Genomic DNA, 19,330 nt, shown 5'->3' on the forward strand with positions numbered 1-19,330 from the left:
AAAAAAACAAAAAGCTGTACAAGAAGCTTCTATGGAAGAACTATTAAAGTATTTATTGGGGAAATATTTTCGGCGATTAGGGTCAGTGTCAAAAACACACAGACGCAAAAAAAGACGGAAAAATCCGCCTAAAATATTTTTATTACCAGCGTGGTTGCTAGTTAGTCTCTCTCTCTCTCTCTCTCTCTCTCTCTCTCTCTCTCTAATATTTCAACGCACATAGCCAAACCTAAACAGTTAAAATTTAGAGTATTATCTGTAAATATGTTTGTTAATCTTATGGACATTATTAGCGTAAAGAGTTATTTTACAGGAGCAAATGTAAGTAAAATTTCAGTGTTTACAAATTTAACCCGCTATTTTCTAAATAATGTTAGTTCACTTTATACAAAAAAGTTGAGTATGATTTCTGGATGAGCGAAAATCCTGATTTTTCAAGATCGAAAATCAAAGATACAGCAATGATAGTTTCTATGGTAAAACATATCCGAAATATACTTACAACGCTGCAACCTCAAATAAAACTGGTAGCTGATAAAGATATACTTTTGGATTGTATGCAGGTAGAAATTGCTCCAGGGCATATTATATCACTATTTATTCGGGCGATGAAAAATTAGTTGCAATCTCCGGTGTCCTTGGCAACATTGGGCATAGTAATGCCATTGATATTAGCAGTATTAATAACATTACCAGCCAAGAAATAATAATCTTTGGCAACTCCACTAGTGTTATTAATGATGTATTTACTTGTTAATACACCTTTAATATCAACCCAAACAGTATTACTGTCTTCCGTTTTTCCCGATATGTCTGGCGAGGGTGTACTGTAAGTAGAAGTACCGTCTAGTGTCGTTTGATCTCCTATGGTCGAACGAACCGAGATTTTCTTTTACAGGGACAAAGGTAAATAAAAAAAAAACCAAATTTGATGATAAGTTAAAGCCTGATTTTTAACTAAATAAACTCTTCTTTTTGTGAACGTTTTCTGTGCTTATGTGTTTAAATTATATAGATCTTTAAAAAGATGTTATTATGGAAGGCAAGAAAAAACGCAGAATTTATACCATTATTGGTATTTGTGTAGCTGTTTCCTCATTATTCTTTTTTTTACAGATTGGCACGAGCGAACAGCTGAATGTGGCACAAGCGAGTCTTTATAGGTTATTTGGAATATTGGCAATCGTGTTAGGCTCAGTATTCGTCCTGTTTGGATTGCTTAAAGGTCATCATGAATCTCATGAACAATAGTAAGAGTTGGTGTACCTCGATTTTAAAATCTAAGAAATTATTCGATATTTAGGGGGAATGATTTCTTAGATTTTTTTGTTTTATTCTTTGCTTTGAGAAATTTTTCTTGGAATTTCTATATCGAAAAATACAAACTCAAATTGAGTACTTTTTATTGTATTTGAAACAGATAGCCAAAAGTCATGCAAGAGTTGTAGTAATTACCTCTTCTGTTGCTTTCTTCTTTCCACGCTTTTATGACACCAAACTGAAAAGAGTATCCAATATAAAGCCCGTAAACCATTGCGCTGAATCCTATTTGAGGACCAACATCAAATCTATTTTTATAGTCAAAGACATTAGGTCTGTCTCTTTCTTTGGTCTCAAGATTATCAACCCAATATCCTCCGTGTAAACCGTATTTAAGGAAAGGACCTACATCTAAGCCAAAACTAATATCTTCGTCTCCGAATCTGCGTGACATTATAAGTGGAACTTCCAGATTGTATGTGTATGCTGAATAGGCAGGTTTAAAACCGCTTACTGATTTACTTCCCTCGAGGTTATATAAAAGAGCGGGTTGAAAATACCAATAATCCGATACTTGGGTACTGTACATTGCTCCTACACTGAAACCTGGTCTGCTCTTTGAACTTCCGGTACTCAATGACGATACGTTGAAACTTCCTCTCACTCCTAAAAAAGATTGGGAATTAGCACTTCCGTATGTTAAAACGGATAGGAGTATGATGATTATAGCCTTCTTCATTCTTTTCTTTTATTTACATAAGTTGCAAAAATAATCAAAATTGGATGATTGGAGTGCCAATTTCGATTAAATATTTTTTGTCTACTATTCATGTAACGAAAAAAGGAAACCATTGTTCAATGATTTCCTTTTATATAATGTTCTAAATATCTATTAGATAGATAGTATTTTTAGCGTATTAACCAGATTTTCGTTTACTGGTTTATTCTTCTTAATTGCTTTAGAGAATGGTACATATACTATTTGATCGTTTTGCATACCAATCATCACATTACGCTGATCGTCAAGTAATGCGTCGATAGCTGCTGCACCCATTCGGCTGGCAAGTATACGGTCTATTGCAGTTGGAGAACCTCCTCGCTGAACGTGTCCTAAAATGGTTACACGTACATCGTATTGTGGATATTCTGTTTTTACACGCTCGGCCATAGCCATAGCACCTCCTGTAATATCACCTTCGGTAACAAGTACGAGACTACTGTTTTTGCTTTTTCTGAATCCGTGTGAAATAAGTTCACCCAACTGGTCAGTAGCATACATTCTCTCGGGAATGATAGCTGCTTCAGCTCCGGTTGCAATAGCTCCGTTAAGTGCCAAGTAACCACATTCGCGTCCCATAACTTCAATGAAGAACAGGCGTTCGTGTGAGCTTGCTGTGTCTCTGATTTTATCGACAGCATCCATTATTGTATTCAAAGCAGTATCGTAACCGATGGTCATATCGGTACCGTTAAGGTCGTTGTCTATTGTACCGGGTAAACCTACGATCGGAATGTTATGTTCCTGAGCAAGAATGCGAGCACCTGTCAAAGATCCGTCTCCGCCGATTACAACCAAAGCATCAATGCCTTCGCGTTGCATTGCTTCGTATGCTATCTGACGTCCTTCCACTGTCATAAACTCTTTACAACGGGCAGTTTTGAGGATTGTACCACCTTGCTGTATAATATTACTAACGCTGTTGGTTCTGAAAGGGATGATTTCATCAAAAATAAGACCTCTGTAGCCTCTCATGATGCCTTTTACTTCGATGTTGTTGTATATAGCAGCACGAGTGACAGCACGGATTGCTGCATTCATACCAGGGGCATCTCCTCCCGAGGTTAAAACACCAATACATTTAATATTTGCCATAATTCTTAAGACTATATTGTTTTAGTTATTCTACTAAACGCGATGAAATTTCGTCGATCCTCTTTTCAACTTCTTCCATTTGCCATTTAGGTGTCGAAGTGGCTCCGCATACACCAATGGAAAGTCCTTTTTTGATAATCGCCGGATCAATTTCGTCTGGCGAAGATACGAAATAAGAATTTGGATTGTATTTTTTACACTCAGAAAAAAGCACTTTTCCGTTAGAACTTTTTTGTCCCGCTACAAAAAGTATAATATCGTGCTTAGTAGCAAACTCCTTAATGTTGGGTATTCTGTTCGAAACTTGTCGGCATATGGTATCTACATACTCAAATTGAGCACCATTTTGCATTCTTGATTCGATAATGTCAATAACTTCTCTAAATCCGTCAAGCGGTTTAGTGGTTTGAGAGAATAGACAAATATTTCTTGAAAAGTCAAGTTTATCTAATTCTTCTTTTTTCTCGATAACTATGGCACGGGCATCCGTTTGTCCCATTAGTCCGTTTACTTCGGCATGTCCTTTCTCTCCGTAGATCACAATTTGAGTCTCGCTATCTATCTCTGTCTTATGTTTATCTTTGATCCGTCTTTGAAGACGAAGTACTACAGGACATGAGGCATCGATAATTTCGATATTGTTCTCTTTTGCTATCTCGTAAGTGCTAGGTGGTTCGCCGTGCGCACGAAGCAGTACTCTTGCATTTTTTAGTTGTGCAAACTGTTCGTGATTGATGGTTTTTAGTCCTAGTTTTTCTAAGCGTTCTACTTCCAGATTATTGTGTACAATATCGCCCAGACAGTATAGTATACCACCTTTGTCCAATTCTTCTTCCGCTTTTTTTATAGCATTTACTACACCAAAGCAGAAACCCGATTTTGCATCTATTTCTATTGTATTCATTGTGATGTGATATGATTGAATTTATCAAGGAGCCATTGCATTTGCTGCTCCTTGGTTAGTGTTGAATTGTCGAGCACCAGAGCGTCTTCGGCTTGCATCAGAGGACTTTCTTCGCGGTGCTGGTCAATGTAATCTCTTTGTTTTATATTGTCTAAAACGTCATTAAACGTTGTTTTAGTATCTCCTTTAGCATGTAGCTCATCCAGACGGCGTTGCGCTCTGATATCGGGACTTGCTGTTACAAAAAATTTGAGTTCGGCATCGGGAAAAACAACAGTACCTATGTCTCTGCCATCCATAACGATACCTTTTAGTTTACCCATTTCCTGCTGTTGATGTACCATTGCTCTACGTACAAAACCTACTGCACTGACGTAGCTTACTTTGTTGGAAACTTCCATTGTACGGATTTCCTTTTCTACATTTACGCCATTGAGATATGTTTCGGGAGTAGCCGTGTCCTTATTCAGCTTGAAACTTATATGTATATCCTTTATATGTTGACTCAATTTTTCCTCATTTAATACATCTCCGTCAAACAGGTTGTTTTGTATACAATACAGAGTAATAGCCCTGTACATGGCTCCGCTGTCTATGTATATGTACCCTATTTGTTTAGCTAAATCCTTAGCCATAGTACTTTTTCCACATGACGAAAACCCGTCAATTGCAATTGTAATCGTTTTCATATATGCTATATTTACAACAATAGTGTGTCTAAAATGTTCGTTGAATTTTGATGCAGCACTTTTGTTAATGAGAATTTGGTTAGAATTTGGAGATATCGACGGCTAAGCTAAAATGATAAGTGGTAGCCGATGGGTGATATTTTGCTAGTGAAAAACCTATACTGAATTTTTGGATGCGTATACCTGCACCTCCGTTGAAGCCGCCAAATTTATTTCCGTCCTCCAAGGCCATGTCGTAATGTACTTTGGGGTTGAAACCTGCACTTATCCAGAAATTTTCGGAAGGAATGAGGTCTACACCTATAATGGTATGCTTGAATGCTGTTTTAAGAAACCCGTCGCTACTGGTGTCTATGCCGTTAGCTTCATTTACTCGGGCAAAATCCCATTGAGTAAGATATACGGCAGTGAGCGAAAGTCGGATAGGGGCGTTGTTGAGTTTTTTGCTTATACCCAATTGTATGTCCCAAGGCAAGCCCACACGTTTGTCGTCGTAGGACGATATTTGACTACCCATGTTTTTTAATACTAAGCCTGCTGAAAATTCGCGATCTTCATTATAATAACTCAGACCTACATCGAAGCCTATGGCTGTGGATGAATAATCCTGATAGTTTGACGATATAAATTTGGCAGTTACACCACCTCTTAACCTATTGGTTAGCATGTGACTATATACACCATTTACGGCTATGTCTTTGGCAGAGAAGCTTCCGATAACTTCTTCGGTGGTTGTTTCTTTAAAGTCTCCATAATCAATGTAATTTACTCCTACGGCAAACGAATTGTTTTCGCGGATGGATTTACCGAAAATGGCACTCCCTACCTTTATGTCCGATATATATGATAGGAAATTGACATTGGCATTCATATTCATTTCGGGACCCAATGCTGCGGGATTGAGGAAAACGAGTGAAATGTCGTTTTCTATAACCGAAATATTGGTTCCACCCAATGCGTTTGCACGTGTTGAAGTGGGTAATTCGAGAAAACGAAAGGCTCTTTCACCCTCTTGAGCGAAAGACTGAAATATTGTAATTGTACAAATAATACTTGTTATACAAGCCTTTATTCTGTTCATGAACGATTCTGCTAATTTTAAGGGCTAAGACCTTTCTTATGGCTTCGGTAAGTTTAGATGCAGCAATGGATTGTCATTAAATAATGTTGCTTTAAATACTTACAGTTGCTTTGTTGTACTTTGCAAAGATAATTTTATTCTTTTGATTACGTAATTCCTTTTCTCGTTTCTGGTCTTTTTTCCTTTATTAAAATTAAAAAAGCAGAATTAGACTTTAATGCCAATGTTCTGCTTTTTAGTTGTTTTTTATCCTGTTATATATCTTCAAACTCTGTTTCGTCTGTTTCATGAGTGAGATCGAGCATCGTACGAACCAATCCTACTACGGTGAAGTAAAAGCCTTTTCTTATCCATTCCACATCTTCGAACGAAGCCGTATATGTTCCATTAGATACGGTAGCAGATAACTCTTCGCTTTCTATCATCTGCTTGCATATCTCTTTTTCTATATCTAAAACAGGGGTTAGCTGAGTGTTGATAAGAGCGTGCAAATCGTCTGTTGTAACTACTTCTGCAAGCAGCAGATCGTCATATAGCTCTTCGAAGCTATCGGCATCGTCAACTACTCTGCCGTCAAGAGGAAGAGTTTCTAATAGTATAGACTCTAATGAAACAGGATTTAATGATTCAGTTTCCTGCGAGAAAGAAAGCAGGGGTATTGTGCAAAGAATAATAAAGGTGAGGTATTTTAACTTCAACCTTTTGATAGTGTTACTTATTAGCATAATATGATAGTTAGTATAGTGTTTTATTATACAATTAAAAATGTGCGATTAAAATAACTTCATGGCTTCGGCAGAATGAACGGCTTCTAGCGAGTTATTTACATTTAATTTTTGGAGAATATTTTGTCTATGTCTGTTTACTGTATTTATGGTGATATTAAGATTTTTCGAGATTTCTTTACTCAAATAACCTTTCTTGATAAGTTGGAGTATCTCTTTCTCACGTGTGGAGAGTATAGATCGTTTTGCTTCTGATAATGATACAGCGATAACCTCGCCCGTTTCGTTATTCGTTATCTGGCTATCAATACCTGTCAGTGGGTTTTGATTGGGTGATAAGTCATACAAGCAGAGAGCCAACCACATATTGCCACAAGGTGAATTGCGTAATATATGAGTCTGATTAGTAATGTAGCAATATTCGCCCTTTTGATTCGTCATTCTTATGCGGCAATTGGAGCGGTACTTTAATCGTTCATTAATAGGTAATTTGCATAGGAACTGAAAGAAGTGAAGTTCGAGCATTCGTTTTTCGACCAGATCTTCGGGGTGGATATGCTGATAGATGCAATCTTCGTCCAGTGACTCTATTACTTCCTTCGATATATCTTCTTGCGACAGTCCGAGAAAGCCGCCAAAGGTTCCGATAGAAAAATAACTTTTGTTGTCGGCCATATCGGTAAGCACAGCACATCCGTTGTTTATTTCGGTGAGCGACTGAATAAGCTTGCGGCAATCCATCAATGCTTGCTCGTTGAATAGGCTTTTGTCGAAATGTTGTATTGCAAAAGCTTCTTCGAGTTCTGTTTTAAGTACATCCATAAAATTGATTGTGGCGTATGGTTATAATTCAGTATTGTACTGTTAGCTGGCAGCCGTTACCTTTGTTCAAAAATAATGAAATACTAATTACTATGCAAGTGAGAACATTAAATCTGAATGACCGTGTTGTTTTTCTGGATTACCTTCGGGTAATAGCCTGTTTTATGGTAATAATGGTTCACTCTTGTGAGTTTTTCTTTATCGATGGCGACTCTATTGGTATACGTAACATCTCGGATGCTTTTTGGGTGAGTGTTGTAGATAGTGCGCTTCGGGCATCAGTACCTTTGTTTGTAATGGCATCGGCTTATTTGCTGTTACCTCTTAAGGGGAGTACAAAAGATTTTGCGAAACGTCGTTTTGTGCGAGTGGTAGTTCCATTTATTATATGGTCGGTGCTTTATGCGGTGCTACCTTATTTCTGGGGCGAATTTTCGCTAGCCGATATACAATCTAATCTGTTGCAATTGTTGTTCAATTTTACACCTGCCAGCGGTCATCTGTGGTTTGTGTATATGCTTATCGGGCTATATCTCTTTATGCCCGTGTTTTCGCCTTGGCTCAAAACGGTTTCGAAACGTGGCGAAGAGTGCTTCTTGCTGATTTGGTTTATTTCTACTTTTTGGCATTATGCAAAATTGTATGCGGGCGATTTGTATGGCGAATGTTATTGGAACGAGTTTCATATGTTTTGGTACTTCTCGGGCTTTATCGGTTATCTGGTCTTGGGACATTATATACGCACTTACGTAAACTGGTCGCTAAAGAAGAGCCTCGGTATTGGTATCCCATGTTTTGTTGCAGGATATCTTTTTACAGCTATCGTTTATTATAACAATACATTTACGGCAACTACTTTACAGGAATTGGAGTTGAGCTGGCGTTTTTGCTCTTTTAATGTTGTGTTGATGACTTTTGGTTTGTTCGTCATTTTAAAGCATATATCATATCAAGGTAAATGGGTGTATGGTATAGTGAAAGAGATATCCCGATTGAGTTATGTTATTTACTTGATGCATATATTTTTACTTGGGTTTAGTTATCAATTGTTGGGAGGGTATTTTTCTACTCCGATAACCATCTTGCTGGTGGGTAGCAGTACAATAACGGTGTGTTGCATATTGTCTAAGATATTGACTTATTTGCCCGGAAGCAAATATATAACAGGAGCTTAGTTTCTTTTCTTTGTGGATTATCCATACAGTTAAACATTTTTTGAATAAGGCTTTATCTTACTCTGCGGAGTGAGATAAAGCCTTAAAGGTTTCTCTATTTTCTCGAAAGGAAATAGATTAGTTTAATCTGTTTTGTTGACTACTATCTGAAAGTATTATCAAGATTAAACTGATATTGAATAATTGAATACAAATACAGTGTTTTTCACGGCGATCTATGACGATGGTAGATTTGTAATTATTTATGCTCTTCGCTTCGTTTTCTTACGATGTTGCACGACCTTGCATTTCTATAATCTGTAATTTTGCCCAGATTTTTATACCTGACGATTTAGTGTAGGGTAGTGGGTCGAGATAGGGAATTGATTTGTTGACGTTACTCCTTACATCCATTGCCTGAAAAGAGAGGCTGATTTCGGCAGGACTATTCCCCGAAAATTTTACAAACCATATGCGTGCAGACAGATAATCGGAATACGTAAAGTAATCTTGACTGGCTATTTCGGGTCTTGTATGGTAACTGTTGCTTGCCGTGCCACCTATATTGATAAGTAGTTTACCATATTCTCGTACATCCTCTACGTCGGCAGTAACTATGATAAAGTAACCTGCATATCCGAAGGTGTTGAAACGGGCAGGGAGAGTTAAAGTACCTCCGTTGGCAGTAAGTCCGATTTCATTAGATAAGAAAGACGAGCTTCCATTAATAGGTACAGCAGTTGTGGTTATATTATTGGTTTCAACTTGCACTAACCATTCGGAAACTCTGTAGCCTCCCATCGACAGGTATCTCCATTCGGCTAAGCCCTCTTCGTTTGTAGAGGCTAGGAATCTGTCTTCTTGAGGATTGCCTCCTCTTATTCTTATTTTACCATCTTGTATATGTAATTTTGCCTCGGGGGCATTTGTTCCTATTCCCATTCTACCCAAGTTGTCTATAACCACATCGTCCGTAGAGTTGGCAAAAGACGATGTAGTATCTCCTTTAGGGTCTATATGTATATTTAAACCGCTTTTGGGGTTGGAGGTATTTATACCAATCTGGGCGGTGAGGTTGAAAGACAAAATAAGCGATATAATTATATAGATATATTTTCTCATATACTGTTCTTTTTAGTCTTTTATGCGGATAAATGTGAGTGAATATTTATAAGCTTTCTGAAACGGAGGTGTTTCATAGAATATATTATGTGTATCAACGGCTTCCCATTGCAGGCTGATTGCAGACTGTTGCGGTAATTCTTGATAAAAGATACTTCCATTTACATAATCTGAATAATATACCTTGTTTGTTTCCGTACCATTTACCAATAGGCGGAGTATAGCATTTTCTTTAGAGGCTTCTATCTCTCCTGAGACGAGTATAAAATACCGTCCTTTGGGCATCGTTATAGATGAAGCGGTGGTACTGGTTCCACTTATTTCGCTGAAATCAATAGATGCTGTACCCGTAAGATTTTCACTTTTACCCAGTGAAGGAAAATTGAATGCCGAGTTCTGTAAAGTCCATATGCAATACTTATTGAAGGGGAAAGTTTTGAAGTTGACCCAATCTCCCACACCGTCTTTGTCGCTGTGTAATATATAACCGTTTGCCTGAGTACCATCTGCTATTTGGAGTACACCTTTAGCGCCGGATTCGCCCGTGACTGTTACTTTGGAGCCTGTTACGGCCGTTTTTGCACCAATTACAAGATTGCCATTGTAGTCTATCATTGCATCGTCAAAATACTTTGTGGCTGCAGTTGCAGTGGTATTATTTGCTTTGCTATCAAGATGAAACAATGCTTCCGGGTTTTCGAGGTTTACACCGATTTGTGCTGCTAAAGGGCATAAAGAAGTAATTAATAAAACAAGTACGCAAGATAAGTTTATATTCATGTTGTAATTAATTAAAATCACGTAAATAAAGATAGGATACGTCGAATTGCACATAAGCTGAGAGAGGTATAGATGCAAACCAGTTTATACCTGGTGTGTTTTGCAGTGAAATATACCAGCGGTATACCTTAGGAGCATTTTCGACCTTAAGCAAGAATGTTGTACCTGCCGTACCTTCTCTTAAGGGGATTTTGTATATAAACTCCTTGTAGGTTGTATTGTCTAGCATCTCGGCAAACAAAAAGTCTCCGTAAGCAGCTATATCGTTATTAGCAGCATCGGAAGTCCGTTGCTTTACAGTTACCAGATATAGAGCATCTTTTAGTATAGTAAAGGTGGGCTGAGATAGAACGAATGTCGATTCTAAGTCTGCTATTCCTAAGCCATACGATGTGCTTAGTGTGATGCCTATACCATTTCCCGATGTGCGGGCATTGGGCACATTTTCTAGTAATTGTAAAGGGGTAGCCTTTGTCCTGTCCACACCTATAGTCGTGCGATAAAGTGGGAATGAATAAGATTGAGCCCATGAGGCTAAACCCGTGGCGTCGGATTGTAGCATGAAATCTTTAATGATTGTACCAGTTGTTGGTTTGTAGGGAATGGCTATTTGCCCGTTGATATCTAGTTTAGTTGTAGGCGAAATAGTTCCTACTCCTACATTTCCGTTGGTAGTGACTATGAAGTCATCCACTTCTTGAAGTGCATTAGGGATACCTGCCTCGGGATTGGTAGAATCCGGAGTTGAGCGAGCATCCACATGGAATACTCCTAGTGGATTTTTAGTATTGATGCCAACTTGAGCTGACAGAATTAGAATCGAAGTCAAATAAAGGGGTAATAGTATACTATACCTAATTGAATTGTTCTTATTCATAAATACTGTTTGTTATTTGTTGTCGTTGTTCAGTTTTAGTTTTGTGACCTATAATTTAGATACATTAAGTGCACTTAATTATGTAGTTATTAGCTTTTTTTAGGAACTAATAATCAGAGGCTATTTGTCGTCGTTGTTATTATTGCTTCATTACGACACAAAGATAGTGATGTTTTTCAATTAAAAATATCAGTTTTGTTTTTTTGTATGCTTTGGCTCGAAATTTGTTATGGTATTTTATTTTTTTATCAAAGTTCTATTCTATAGTTGTTTATGTTTGTTTATTAACTATTGTGTTTCAGGTATATTATCGATATAAGTAAAATCAATGTATGTATAGATTGAGTATCTTTAATGATGATTTTGCTATAAATAAATGCAGTTATTTGAGAGGTCTTTTCATGAGGGAGATATGTTTATAGTTAGTTGAATATGGTAGTTTTTAACAATTGATTCTGATCTGAAAATGTGTAGACGTTATATATTAAAAGGCTGAATGCAATGGCAATAGATTTGAGACTTTATCGTTGTATATTGTAAGGGATAATTTATACCTTTGTTTTCAGAAAAAAACATTCAATATTATATTTTGAATTTAGAATTATTTATAGCCCGAAAAATATATTTCGGAGGAGGTATCAAACAAAAGGTATCATCTCCGGCTATTAAAATAGCAGTTGCGGGTATTGCTTTGGGACTGGCGGCAATGGTATTGTCGGTATGCATTGTTGTTGGTTTCAAGAAAGAAATACGCGATAAGGTGGTTGGTTTTGGGTCGCATATCCAGCTAACCAATTTCGGGAATAATATGTCGTACGAGGTTCAACCCGTTCGTATGACCGATAGTTTGGCTGTAACATTAGAAAATAATTCGGATATAAAGCATATAGAAGTATTTGCGAATATTCCTGGAATTATCAAAACCGACAGCGATTTTCAAGGAGTAGTACTTAAAGGGGTGGGCAACGATTATGACTGGACTTTCTTCAAACAGAATATGATTGAAGGAGATATTCTTCATAAATCGGATACGTCTACTGTCAATCAGACTATTATTTCGAAATATATTGCTGATAGATTACAACTAAAGCTGGGAGATAGTTTTATTACATACTTCATACAAGATCCGATAAAAGCCCGAAAATTTGTGATATCGGGGATATATAGTACCAATTTCGAAGATTACGATAAACTATTTATTATTACCGATATAGCTTTGGTGCAACGGTTGAATGGTTGGGAAAAGAATCAGGTGAGCGGTATTGAATTGACTGTGAAGGATTATAGCAGGTTGGCTGAAATAAAGAACAACTTGTTTTATGAAATGGCAGGTTCTCACGATGGAGACGGACAATCTCTATATACCCGTTCGATAGAGGAATTGAATCCCATGATTTTCAGTTGGCTTAGTTTGCTTGATATGAACGTATGGGTAATTATTATATTGATGTTGGCTGTATCGGGTTTTACGATGATATCGGGCTTGCTCATTATTATTCTCGAACGTACTAATATGATTGGTATTCTTAAGGCATTAGGAGCACGTAATTTTAGAATACAGAAGGTGTTTCTATATATATCGTCTTTCCTTATTCTGAAAGGAATGCTTTGGGGCAACATTATTGCTTTGGGTATTTGTGTGTTACAAAAACTATTTGGTATAATAAAACTCGACCCTGCTACTTATTATGTATCAGAAATGCCTGTTTATCTTAATGTTTGGTATATAATCTTCATTAATGTAGGAGCATTGGCTATATCAATGGCAATGATGATAGGTCCATCATATCTTATTGCTCGAATATCTCCTGCAAAGTCTATTAAATTTGAATAAAGGAATATACAACCATAATTATTGACACAATATTCTAAATTATTTACGATATGAAAAAATTATTAAGAGCTAGTTTACTATTATTTGTTACATTGTTTGTATTCAATGCATGTACGGAAGATGACGATTCGGACGATTTCGTTATCGATTACACAAGTTTGCCAACTGAGTGTAAAACATTTGTAACTACTCACTTTGGAGCTGACCCTTTGGTTAGTCAAGTCAAAGAAAGATATGTAGCTGAAGCTGACGGTACTTACTATATGGTTTACCTAAATGGCGGTTACGAAATTGACTTTAAAAAGAATGGTGAGTGGGTAAGTGTTGAGCACGCTACTACTGCTTTGCCTCAATCTATTGTTAAACTGCTGCCAGCAATTACTCAGGAGTATTTGACTACTAATTATGCAGACTCTAAAGTATTGGAAATCGAAAAACTGGTTTCTGGTGGATATGAGGTTGACTTAAATAATGATATTGATTTGCTTTTTGATTCAACAGGAAAATTCCTATCTAAAAAGTAAAAAAGAACTACTCATAAAGAGAATAGAAACTGTTTGTTGTTATATACGGACAGTTTCTTTTTCTTTTAAATATGATAAGGATGAAGTTTTATAGAAATACAGATGATATTCGTCTTAAAATGAATGAGGCAGGTTCTGCAAAGAAACCTTTTTTGTTTGGTATTAATTATGAAATGTCGGAAGGCTTTTTTATAGAGAATCCTTTATCGCAAACCGATATTCTGTTCCAGTTGAGGGGCATTGGTAATAAGCTGGTTAATGAGGTTGAGGATTTATCTGCCGATCTTAGTTATACCCCTATTTCTGAGAGCGAATATCAACATAAGTTTGATATAGTGCATAAGGGGTTGAGGCGAGGCGACTCGTTCTTAACTAATCTGACTATTAAAACACCCATTACAACTAATATCTCATTACAAGATATATTCGATAGGAGCAAAGCCCCTTATCAATTATATATGCCTGATAGATTTGTTTGCTTTTCGCCCGAAAGGTTTGTGAAAATAGCAAACGGCCACATATCATCCAATCCGATGAAAGGGACTATTGATGCAAGTATTGAAAACGCCGAACAAATCATTCTGAATGATTTTAAGGAAACAGCCGAGCATAATACAATAGTTGACCTTATTCGCAACGATTTGAGTATGGTTGCTAATCGTGTTCATGTAGAACGATTCAGATATATAGATCGTATTAAAAGCCGTAATAAAGAGATTCTTCAAGTCAGTTCCGAAATAGTAGGGGAGTTAGATGCAGATCACCATTCTCATCTAGGAGATATTATATTTAAGCTTTTACCTGCTGGTTCTATTTCGGGTGCGCCCAAACCGGCTACTGTCAATCTTATACGATCGGCAGAAGAAGAGGATAGAGGGTATTATACGGGCATTTTCGGATACTATGATGGTACGACGTTAGATTCTGCAGTATTGATCCGTTTTATAGAACAAGACAATAAGCAAATGTATTTTAGAAGTGGTGGAGGAATTACAGCTTATAGTAAATGCAGTGATGAGTATCAAGAGGTACTGAATAAGATATATTTTCCGTTTAAAATCTAGAGCTTTATTGTAAGAGAGTAAAATAAAAAGAGCTTGCTGTATTTTAAAGAATAGAATAATAAATATACTTTTACGCAAATGAGTGAGCCGTTATTTATAGAAACCATAAAAGTAAAGGATGGTATTTTTTATAATCTGTCTTTACATATAGCCCGATTAAGCAGAACTGCGATTCAATTTTTCGGCTCGGCTCCTTTATTGGAGTTGTCGGAAGATATGATTCCTGAGGCTTTGAGGGAGGGGGTGGTTAAATGTCGTGTTGTATATGGTTCGCAAATTGTTTCTGTTGAATTTGAGCCGTACTCTTTCCGTAGAATATCAAGCTTAACTCTTGTTGAGGATAATACGATTGATTATGCATACAAATCGGTAGATAGAAGCTCTTTAAATAAGCTATACTCCAGAAAAGCGAGTGGAGATGATGTTCTAATTGTGAAGAATGGGTTAATTACTGACACTTCTTATGCTAATGTAGTTCTTAGGAATGAGGACGGATTTTATACACCTAAGAGTTATTTACTTGGAGGGATCAAGCGTCAATATCTTTTAGAAAAGGGAGTTATCAGAGAAGTAGAGGTTAATCTCGATAATTTGATGTCTTTCTCTAAGCTCTATCTAATAAATGCAATGATTGATCTGGAGGATGAAATAGGTATCTCAATATCTGATCTGAAAACTTTATAGGTTTAAAGATTGTTAATAAAATAAAAGATGTACTTTTACATCCTTACACATAACTAAAGCATACGCTCATCATTGTTTAAGGTAGGAACTACTTATAGGTAGATTGTTGTGCTATTTAGAGAAACTAGAACCCTGAGTATGAAAAAGGTATTAAATTACAATATAATCGGCATTGTTATTCTTTTCTTATCTATGCAATCGTGCGTAGATAAAGAATATGATTCGGATAATTTGAATACAAATATTGAATTGAATCTGCCCCCAGTTCCACTCGGAGGGTTTGATACTATTTTTGTAAATTTTTTACCCTCTATTCCCCCTGAAATTGTTGTAGGAGCTAGAGTTGCTTTGAGTGATACTATTCGCGGGTTATTTGATAAGAATACTATTGACAGGTTCTTTTTCGAAGGTTCGAGAGGAGTGGTTATCTCTGCAAAGATAGATGCAATGGTGATGCCTCAAGAGTCAGGGTTGGAAATTGAAATACTTCTGAATATTATTAATGCAGATAGAACCCGAAATGAGTTTGTAAAGATTCCCCCACAAAAAATAGTTTCGGCTAAAAATCAGAATTTTGAAATCAGAATAGGACCTGAGTACATGAAGTATATGAAGGATGCGAGAGATCTGCATTTTATATTTGCGATAAAGGTTGCCGCAATTAATTTTACACGACAAGATTATATCTACTTAAGAAGGGTTGTTCTCTTTGCGGGAGGTGTACAGCTTGAGCTATAATGTTATATTCAAAGAACAGAATGAAATTACGATCTCTTTTTAGCATTTCTATTGCAACCGCGCTGTGTTGTATATTGTCTTTGGATGGTTTTGCACAATCAACCCGATCTTCCTATTTTATGAAAACGTCTTATACCCGTACTAGTCTTAATGCTGCATTAAGACCCGATCAGGGATATATAGGTGTACCTTTGCTCTCTAATATTTATTTAGATGCACGAACCAATACTTTTAATCTGGAGAATCTCACTTTTCCTCTCAATGGCGAACGTGTAACCTTTATGCATTCTCAGATTCCGGCAAGTAAAGCTTTGTCGAATATTTCGGATGATAATTATGTAACTACCAATCTTGCGTTTAGTATTATGTCTGCCGGTTTTTATCGGGGCGATTCGTATTGGAATTTCGATTTCGGGATAAGAGCTAATGCCGATTCGAACGTACCTAAATCGGTATTTGAATTATTGAAAGTAGGCTTTGATGAAAATGAAACCGTTACTCACGACCTTTCGAATGTAAGCTTAGCAGGTAGTGTTTTTGCAGAAATAGGTGTAACCAATTCCCGAACATTCTTAAACAATAGTCTTACACTGGGTGCTAGAGGTAAACTCCTTTTGGGTATATCGTATGTTGATTTAGATGCAGAAAGCTTGAATATAACGGCTGGAAGTGAATTCTGGCGAGCCAAATCTAGGGTTACCCTAAAGGGGGCAGGACCGGGTATAAAAGGTAAATATGACGAAAATGAATATGATCCTACTAAGCAGGATTTTGATGGTTTCAATTTTGGCGATTTTAATATTCCCGGCTATGGTTTGGGAATTGATATAGGTGCTGTTTACGACTTTAAAGATGCACCGGTTGGCTTTCTTCGAAAACTGAAAGTGTCTTATGCTCTAAATGATTTAGGGTTTATCTCGTGGTCGAAAGGTAACTTTATACAACTTAGTTCACCCGAAACAGAGGTTATTGTTTCACCCAACGATTATTCTACTCACAATGATGGAAGTACATCTATAATTGATATCTTCGATCATGCTCTGGACGATCTTCGGCAAGCAGTAAATCTGCATGAAGACCCTCGTACAAGTGGCTATACGGCAACCTTACGGGCCAATATGAATGTGGGTTTAGAGTACGAGGTGTGGGACGATAAAATGACGGCAGGGTTTCTTTATTCTACTCGCTTCGGTAATTATTTTACAACAAAAGAGTTTACCTTGTCTGCTAATTATACGCCTAAAGAATGGCTTGCTGCAAGTTTTAGCTATTCACTTGCTTATAGTGCCTTTAAAACATTTGGCTTGGCTGTTCATATTGCTCCATCGAGAGGTATAAACTTCTTTTTAGCTAGCGATTATAGTATTGTTCGTATTTCGCCCCAATGGATGCCTACTTCAACTAAAGCCATCAACGTACAGATGGGAGTCTCTATACCTTTTGGAGGAAGAAGACCGTAGAGGGATGAGTATGTCTTATTTTTTTCTTTGAATAAAATAGGAATCAATGGTGATTACCTCTTTATTATATGGGTAGAGTAAGTTCCTATTTCTTTTTTACCGACCATCCAAAACGACCTATCTTTTCTGCCAAAGCATAATAAAAACCATGCGAATAAGCCATTATTCCTGCTTTATCTAATTGAAATCTGCCTGTTTCAGTGTCGATATATCTTTCGTCAGCCTTTACGTTTACAACATCGGCTATAAACATGTGATGAGAGCCTAAAGGAAGAATCTCTTTTACCCTGCATTCTATTGACAGTGGCGACTCTTCTATTATGGGTGCTTTTACCACCGATGCTTTTCCGGCAGTAAGTTTCATTTCTTTGAACTTATTCACGTTCTTACCCGATTTTACGCCACACCAGTCGGTTGCATATGCCAATTGTTCGGTAGTGATATTTATCACAAACTCCATATTGCGTTTAATAATGTCGTACGAATGTCTCTCGGGGCGTACCGAGATATAGCACATAGCGGGATTGGTACATATAGTTCCTGTCCAACTAATGGTTATAATATTGTGTTCGTCGGGTGTGCTGCCACAGCTCACCATTACGGCAGGTAGTGGATATACCATTGTTCCCGGTTTCCAATCTTGTTTAGTCATTGTAAAAAGTCTTCTTGAAATTTCGAATGTAAAGATACTCGTTTCATTTTATAGTTGCTGTATCTTTTCTTCTAGCTAACGGTTTAGAGTCTTTTGGGTAGGTTTGCGCATAGATATATATGGCACATGAAGAAATTATGTGCGGATTAAATAAGTAAACTATTGAATAATTTATTGCTTGGATGCGTTTCTTATTTGATCTTGAAGATGATATTCATATACGTTTTATCAGTAATGGTAGGAGGTGTAGCAGGCAATTTGTAAGTTAATACACCGGCTGGGCTTACTGCTACATCCTGATATACTGTATTGTCATAATAGGTGACAAGATATTCAAAATCAGTAGCTACTACTACAGGCAAAGAGGTTGCACTTGGACTTTTAATTGAGGTCGAATTATTGGTCATTCCGTACTGACCTGCATAGTTATTGTATAAATCTACGGTGAATGTTTGCGTGCCACTATTATAAGCAGGGTCGGAAGTATCAGTTGGTAAAAGAAGAGACGGTTTGTAAATAAATTTGAATCCTCTATCCGGTCCCACAGTTTGCCAAAGAGTACCGTCAAAATAATAATATCCTGCTGATATAATATTTCTTGTTTTATTAGTTGCTGTTCCTGTTACATCTGTTATATAGACGAGCGCTCCGGTCTGATCAGCCAGATATTTTGAATCTTTAGAAGCTAGTTCACTAAGAGTAAGGCGAGGCGCTGACATTCCCTCTGCTGTACTGCCATCTATTGAATTAGCATATATATCTAAAGTAGCTTTAGGAGAATCTGTATAAACACCTACTTGTGCTTGTAAAAGCCCTATACTAGAAATGCCTAGTAGGAGTAAAAAAATCCTTTTCATTGTTGTCGTCTTTTTAATATCTCAAAATATAACATTTCAAAAATACATAAAAATTTTAAACTCACGGAGGTCTTTAGAGATAAAAGATATAAAAATAGTTTAATAGTTCTCTAGTTTATAGATAAATATGTGATTTTTCCGAAATTGGATTTTGAGTCTATCTTAATTATGTACAATATGTATATGCTATTGTGGATCATTATCAACCAAGAATTATTTTATTAATATGA

At 36.8% G+C, this 19,330-nt stretch carries 22 protein-coding genes; 10 read left to right on the forward strand and 12 right to left on the reverse strand.

Translation table 11 applies throughout. The features are described 5' to 3' along the window. The 3 genes from HGC4_RS18950 to HGC4_RS12010 form a co-directional block, all read left to right on the forward strand. Nucleotides 1–223, forward strand: a 223-nt coding sequence (locus HGC4_RS18950) for a hypothetical protein (protein WP_221406871.1), incomplete at its 5' end; no start/stop codon positions are given. A 190-nt stretch (nt 224–413) separates the two neighbouring features. After that, nucleotides 414–620: a hypothetical protein gene (locus HGC4_RS12005; RefSeq protein ID WP_050710382.1), complete on the forward strand. Its 207-nt coding sequence runs from the start codon at nt 414–416 to the stop codon at nt 618–620. Between the two features lie 415 nt (nt 621–1,035). Continuing rightward, nucleotides 1,036–1,251, forward strand: a complete 216-nt coding sequence (locus HGC4_RS12010; RefSeq protein WP_050710383.1) for a hypothetical protein — start codon at nt 1,036–1,038, stop codon at nt 1,249–1,251. A 151-nt stretch (nt 1,252–1,402) separates the two neighbouring features. Here HGC4_RS12010 and HGC4_RS12015 read toward each other — a convergent pair whose 3' ends face one another. The 7 genes from HGC4_RS12015 to HGC4_RS12045 form a co-directional block, all read right to left on the reverse strand. Further along, complete coding sequence (locus HGC4_RS12015; protein ID WP_050710384.1) at nt 1,403–1,999, reverse strand: outer membrane beta-barrel protein; 597 nt, start codon at nt 1,997–1,999, stop codon at nt 1,403–1,405. 153 nt (nt 2,000–2,152) lie between these two features. Then, nucleotides 2,153–3,133: a 6-phosphofructokinase gene (pfkA, locus tag HGC4_RS12020; protein WP_050710385.1), complete on the reverse strand. Its 981-nt coding sequence runs from the start codon at nt 3,131–3,133 to the stop codon at nt 2,153–2,155. A 25-nt stretch (nt 3,134–3,158) separates the two neighbouring features. Further along, on the reverse strand, nt 3,159–4,037 hold the full coding sequence (locus tag HGC4_RS12025; protein ID WP_050710386.1) for a 4-hydroxy-3-methylbut-2-enyl diphosphate reductase: 879 nt from the start codon (nt 4,035–4,037) through the stop codon (nt 3,159–3,161). After that, nucleotides 4,034–4,726, reverse strand: coding sequence for a (d)CMP kinase (gene cmk / locus HGC4_RS12030; RefSeq protein WP_050710387.1), 693 nt, complete (start codon nt 4,724–4,726; stop codon nt 4,034–4,036). The genes HGC4_RS12025 and cmk overlap by 4 nt, the downstream gene beginning before the upstream one ends. Before the next feature lie 79 nt (nt 4,727–4,805). Continuing rightward, complete coding sequence (porQ, locus tag HGC4_RS12035) at nt 4,806–5,807, reverse strand: type IX secretion system protein PorQ (RefSeq protein WP_157258262.1); 1,002 nt, start codon at nt 5,805–5,807, stop codon at nt 4,806–4,808. Nucleotides 5,808–6,061: 254 nt separating this feature from the next. After that, a complete protein-coding gene (locus HGC4_RS12040; RefSeq protein WP_050710388.1) occupies nt 6,062–6,532 on the reverse strand; it encodes a hypothetical protein in 471 nt (156 codons plus the stop codon). Between the two features lie 48 nt (nt 6,533–6,580). Further along, nucleotides 6,581–7,354 carry a response regulator transcription factor gene (locus tag HGC4_RS12045; protein WP_050710389.1) on the reverse strand — a complete coding sequence of 258 codons (774 nt, stop codon included), beginning with the start codon at nt 7,352–7,354 and terminating at the stop codon, nt 6,581–6,583. Between the two features lie 17 nt (nt 7,355–7,371). Between HGC4_RS12045 and HGC4_RS12050 the strand changes: the two genes are divergently transcribed. Then, entirely contained in the window at nt 7,372–8,529 is a 1,158-nt protein-coding gene (locus HGC4_RS12050) for an acyltransferase (protein WP_242047105.1), read from the forward strand. A 264-nt stretch (nt 8,530–8,793) separates the two neighbouring features. Here the strand turns inward: HGC4_RS12050 and HGC4_RS12055 are convergent, their stop codons facing one another. The 3 genes from HGC4_RS12055 to HGC4_RS12065 are packed head-to-tail and all read right to left on the reverse strand — an operon-like array spanning nt 8,794 to nt 11,287. After that, nucleotides 8,794–9,630, reverse strand: coding sequence for a hypothetical protein (locus HGC4_RS12055; protein WP_050710391.1), 837 nt, complete (start codon nt 9,628–9,630; stop codon nt 8,794–8,796). A 12-nt stretch (nt 9,631–9,642) separates the two neighbouring features. Then, complete coding sequence (locus HGC4_RS12060) at nt 9,643–10,410, reverse strand: hypothetical protein (RefSeq protein ID WP_157258264.1); 768 nt, start codon at nt 10,408–10,410, stop codon at nt 9,643–9,645. A 7-nt stretch (nt 10,411–10,417) separates the two neighbouring features. Then, nucleotides 10,418–11,287 (reverse strand): hypothetical protein, encoded by an 870-nt coding sequence (locus HGC4_RS12065; protein ID WP_050710393.1) that lies wholly within the window; start codon nt 11,285–11,287, stop codon nt 10,418–10,420. A gap of 589 nt (nt 11,288–11,876) precedes the next feature. Between HGC4_RS12065 and HGC4_RS12070 the strand changes: the two genes are divergently transcribed. From HGC4_RS12070 to HGC4_RS12095, 6 genes are all read left to right on the forward strand, one after another. Continuing rightward, the gene (locus HGC4_RS12070) at nt 11,877–13,121 is read left to right on the forward strand and encodes an ABC transporter permease (protein ID WP_050710394.1); all 1,245 of its coding nucleotides are present in this window, start codon (nt 11,877–11,879) and stop codon (nt 13,119–13,121) included. A gap of 50 nt (nt 13,122–13,171) precedes the next feature. Continuing rightward, nucleotides 13,172–13,645, forward strand: coding sequence for a PepSY-like domain-containing protein (locus HGC4_RS12075; protein WP_050710395.1), 474 nt, complete (start codon nt 13,172–13,174; stop codon nt 13,643–13,645). An 80-nt stretch (nt 13,646–13,725) separates the two neighbouring features. Further along, a complete protein-coding gene (locus HGC4_RS12080; RefSeq protein WP_050710396.1) occupies nt 13,726–14,709 on the forward strand; it encodes an aminodeoxychorismate synthase component I in 984 nt (327 codons plus the stop codon). A 78-nt stretch (nt 14,710–14,787) separates the two neighbouring features. Next, the gene (locus HGC4_RS12085) at nt 14,788–15,393 is read left to right on the forward strand and encodes an aminotransferase class IV (RefSeq protein WP_050710397.1); all 606 of its coding nucleotides are present in this window, start codon (nt 14,788–14,790) and stop codon (nt 15,391–15,393) included. A 138-nt stretch (nt 15,394–15,531) separates the two neighbouring features. After that, nucleotides 15,532–16,131 (forward strand): hypothetical protein, encoded by a 600-nt coding sequence (locus HGC4_RS12090; RefSeq protein ID WP_050710398.1) that lies wholly within the window; start codon nt 15,532–15,534, stop codon nt 16,129–16,131. 20 nt (nt 16,132–16,151) lie between these two features. Beyond that, nucleotides 16,152–17,591 (forward strand): DUF5723 family protein, encoded by a 1,440-nt coding sequence (locus HGC4_RS12095; protein WP_157258266.1) that lies wholly within the window; start codon nt 16,152–16,154, stop codon nt 17,589–17,591. Nucleotides 17,592–17,676: 85 nt separating this feature from the next. On the opposite strand, the gene HGC4_RS12100 is transcribed toward HGC4_RS12095, so the two are convergent. Continuing rightward, nucleotides 17,677–18,243, reverse strand: a complete 567-nt coding sequence (locus HGC4_RS12100) for a flavin reductase family protein (RefSeq protein WP_050710400.1) — start codon at nt 18,241–18,243, stop codon at nt 17,677–17,679. A gap of 191 nt (nt 18,244–18,434) precedes the next feature. Then, nucleotides 18,435–19,100 carry a hypothetical protein gene (locus HGC4_RS12105; protein WP_050710401.1) on the reverse strand — a complete coding sequence of 222 codons (666 nt, stop codon included), beginning with the start codon at nt 19,098–19,100 and terminating at the stop codon, nt 18,435–18,437. Between the last annotated feature and the right edge of the window lie 230 nt (nt 19,101–19,330).

The organism is Dysgonomonas sp. HGC4 (assembly GCF_001261715.1).
Lineage (GTDB): Bacteria > Bacteroidota > Bacteroidia > Bacteroidales > Dysgonomonadaceae > Dysgonomonas_A.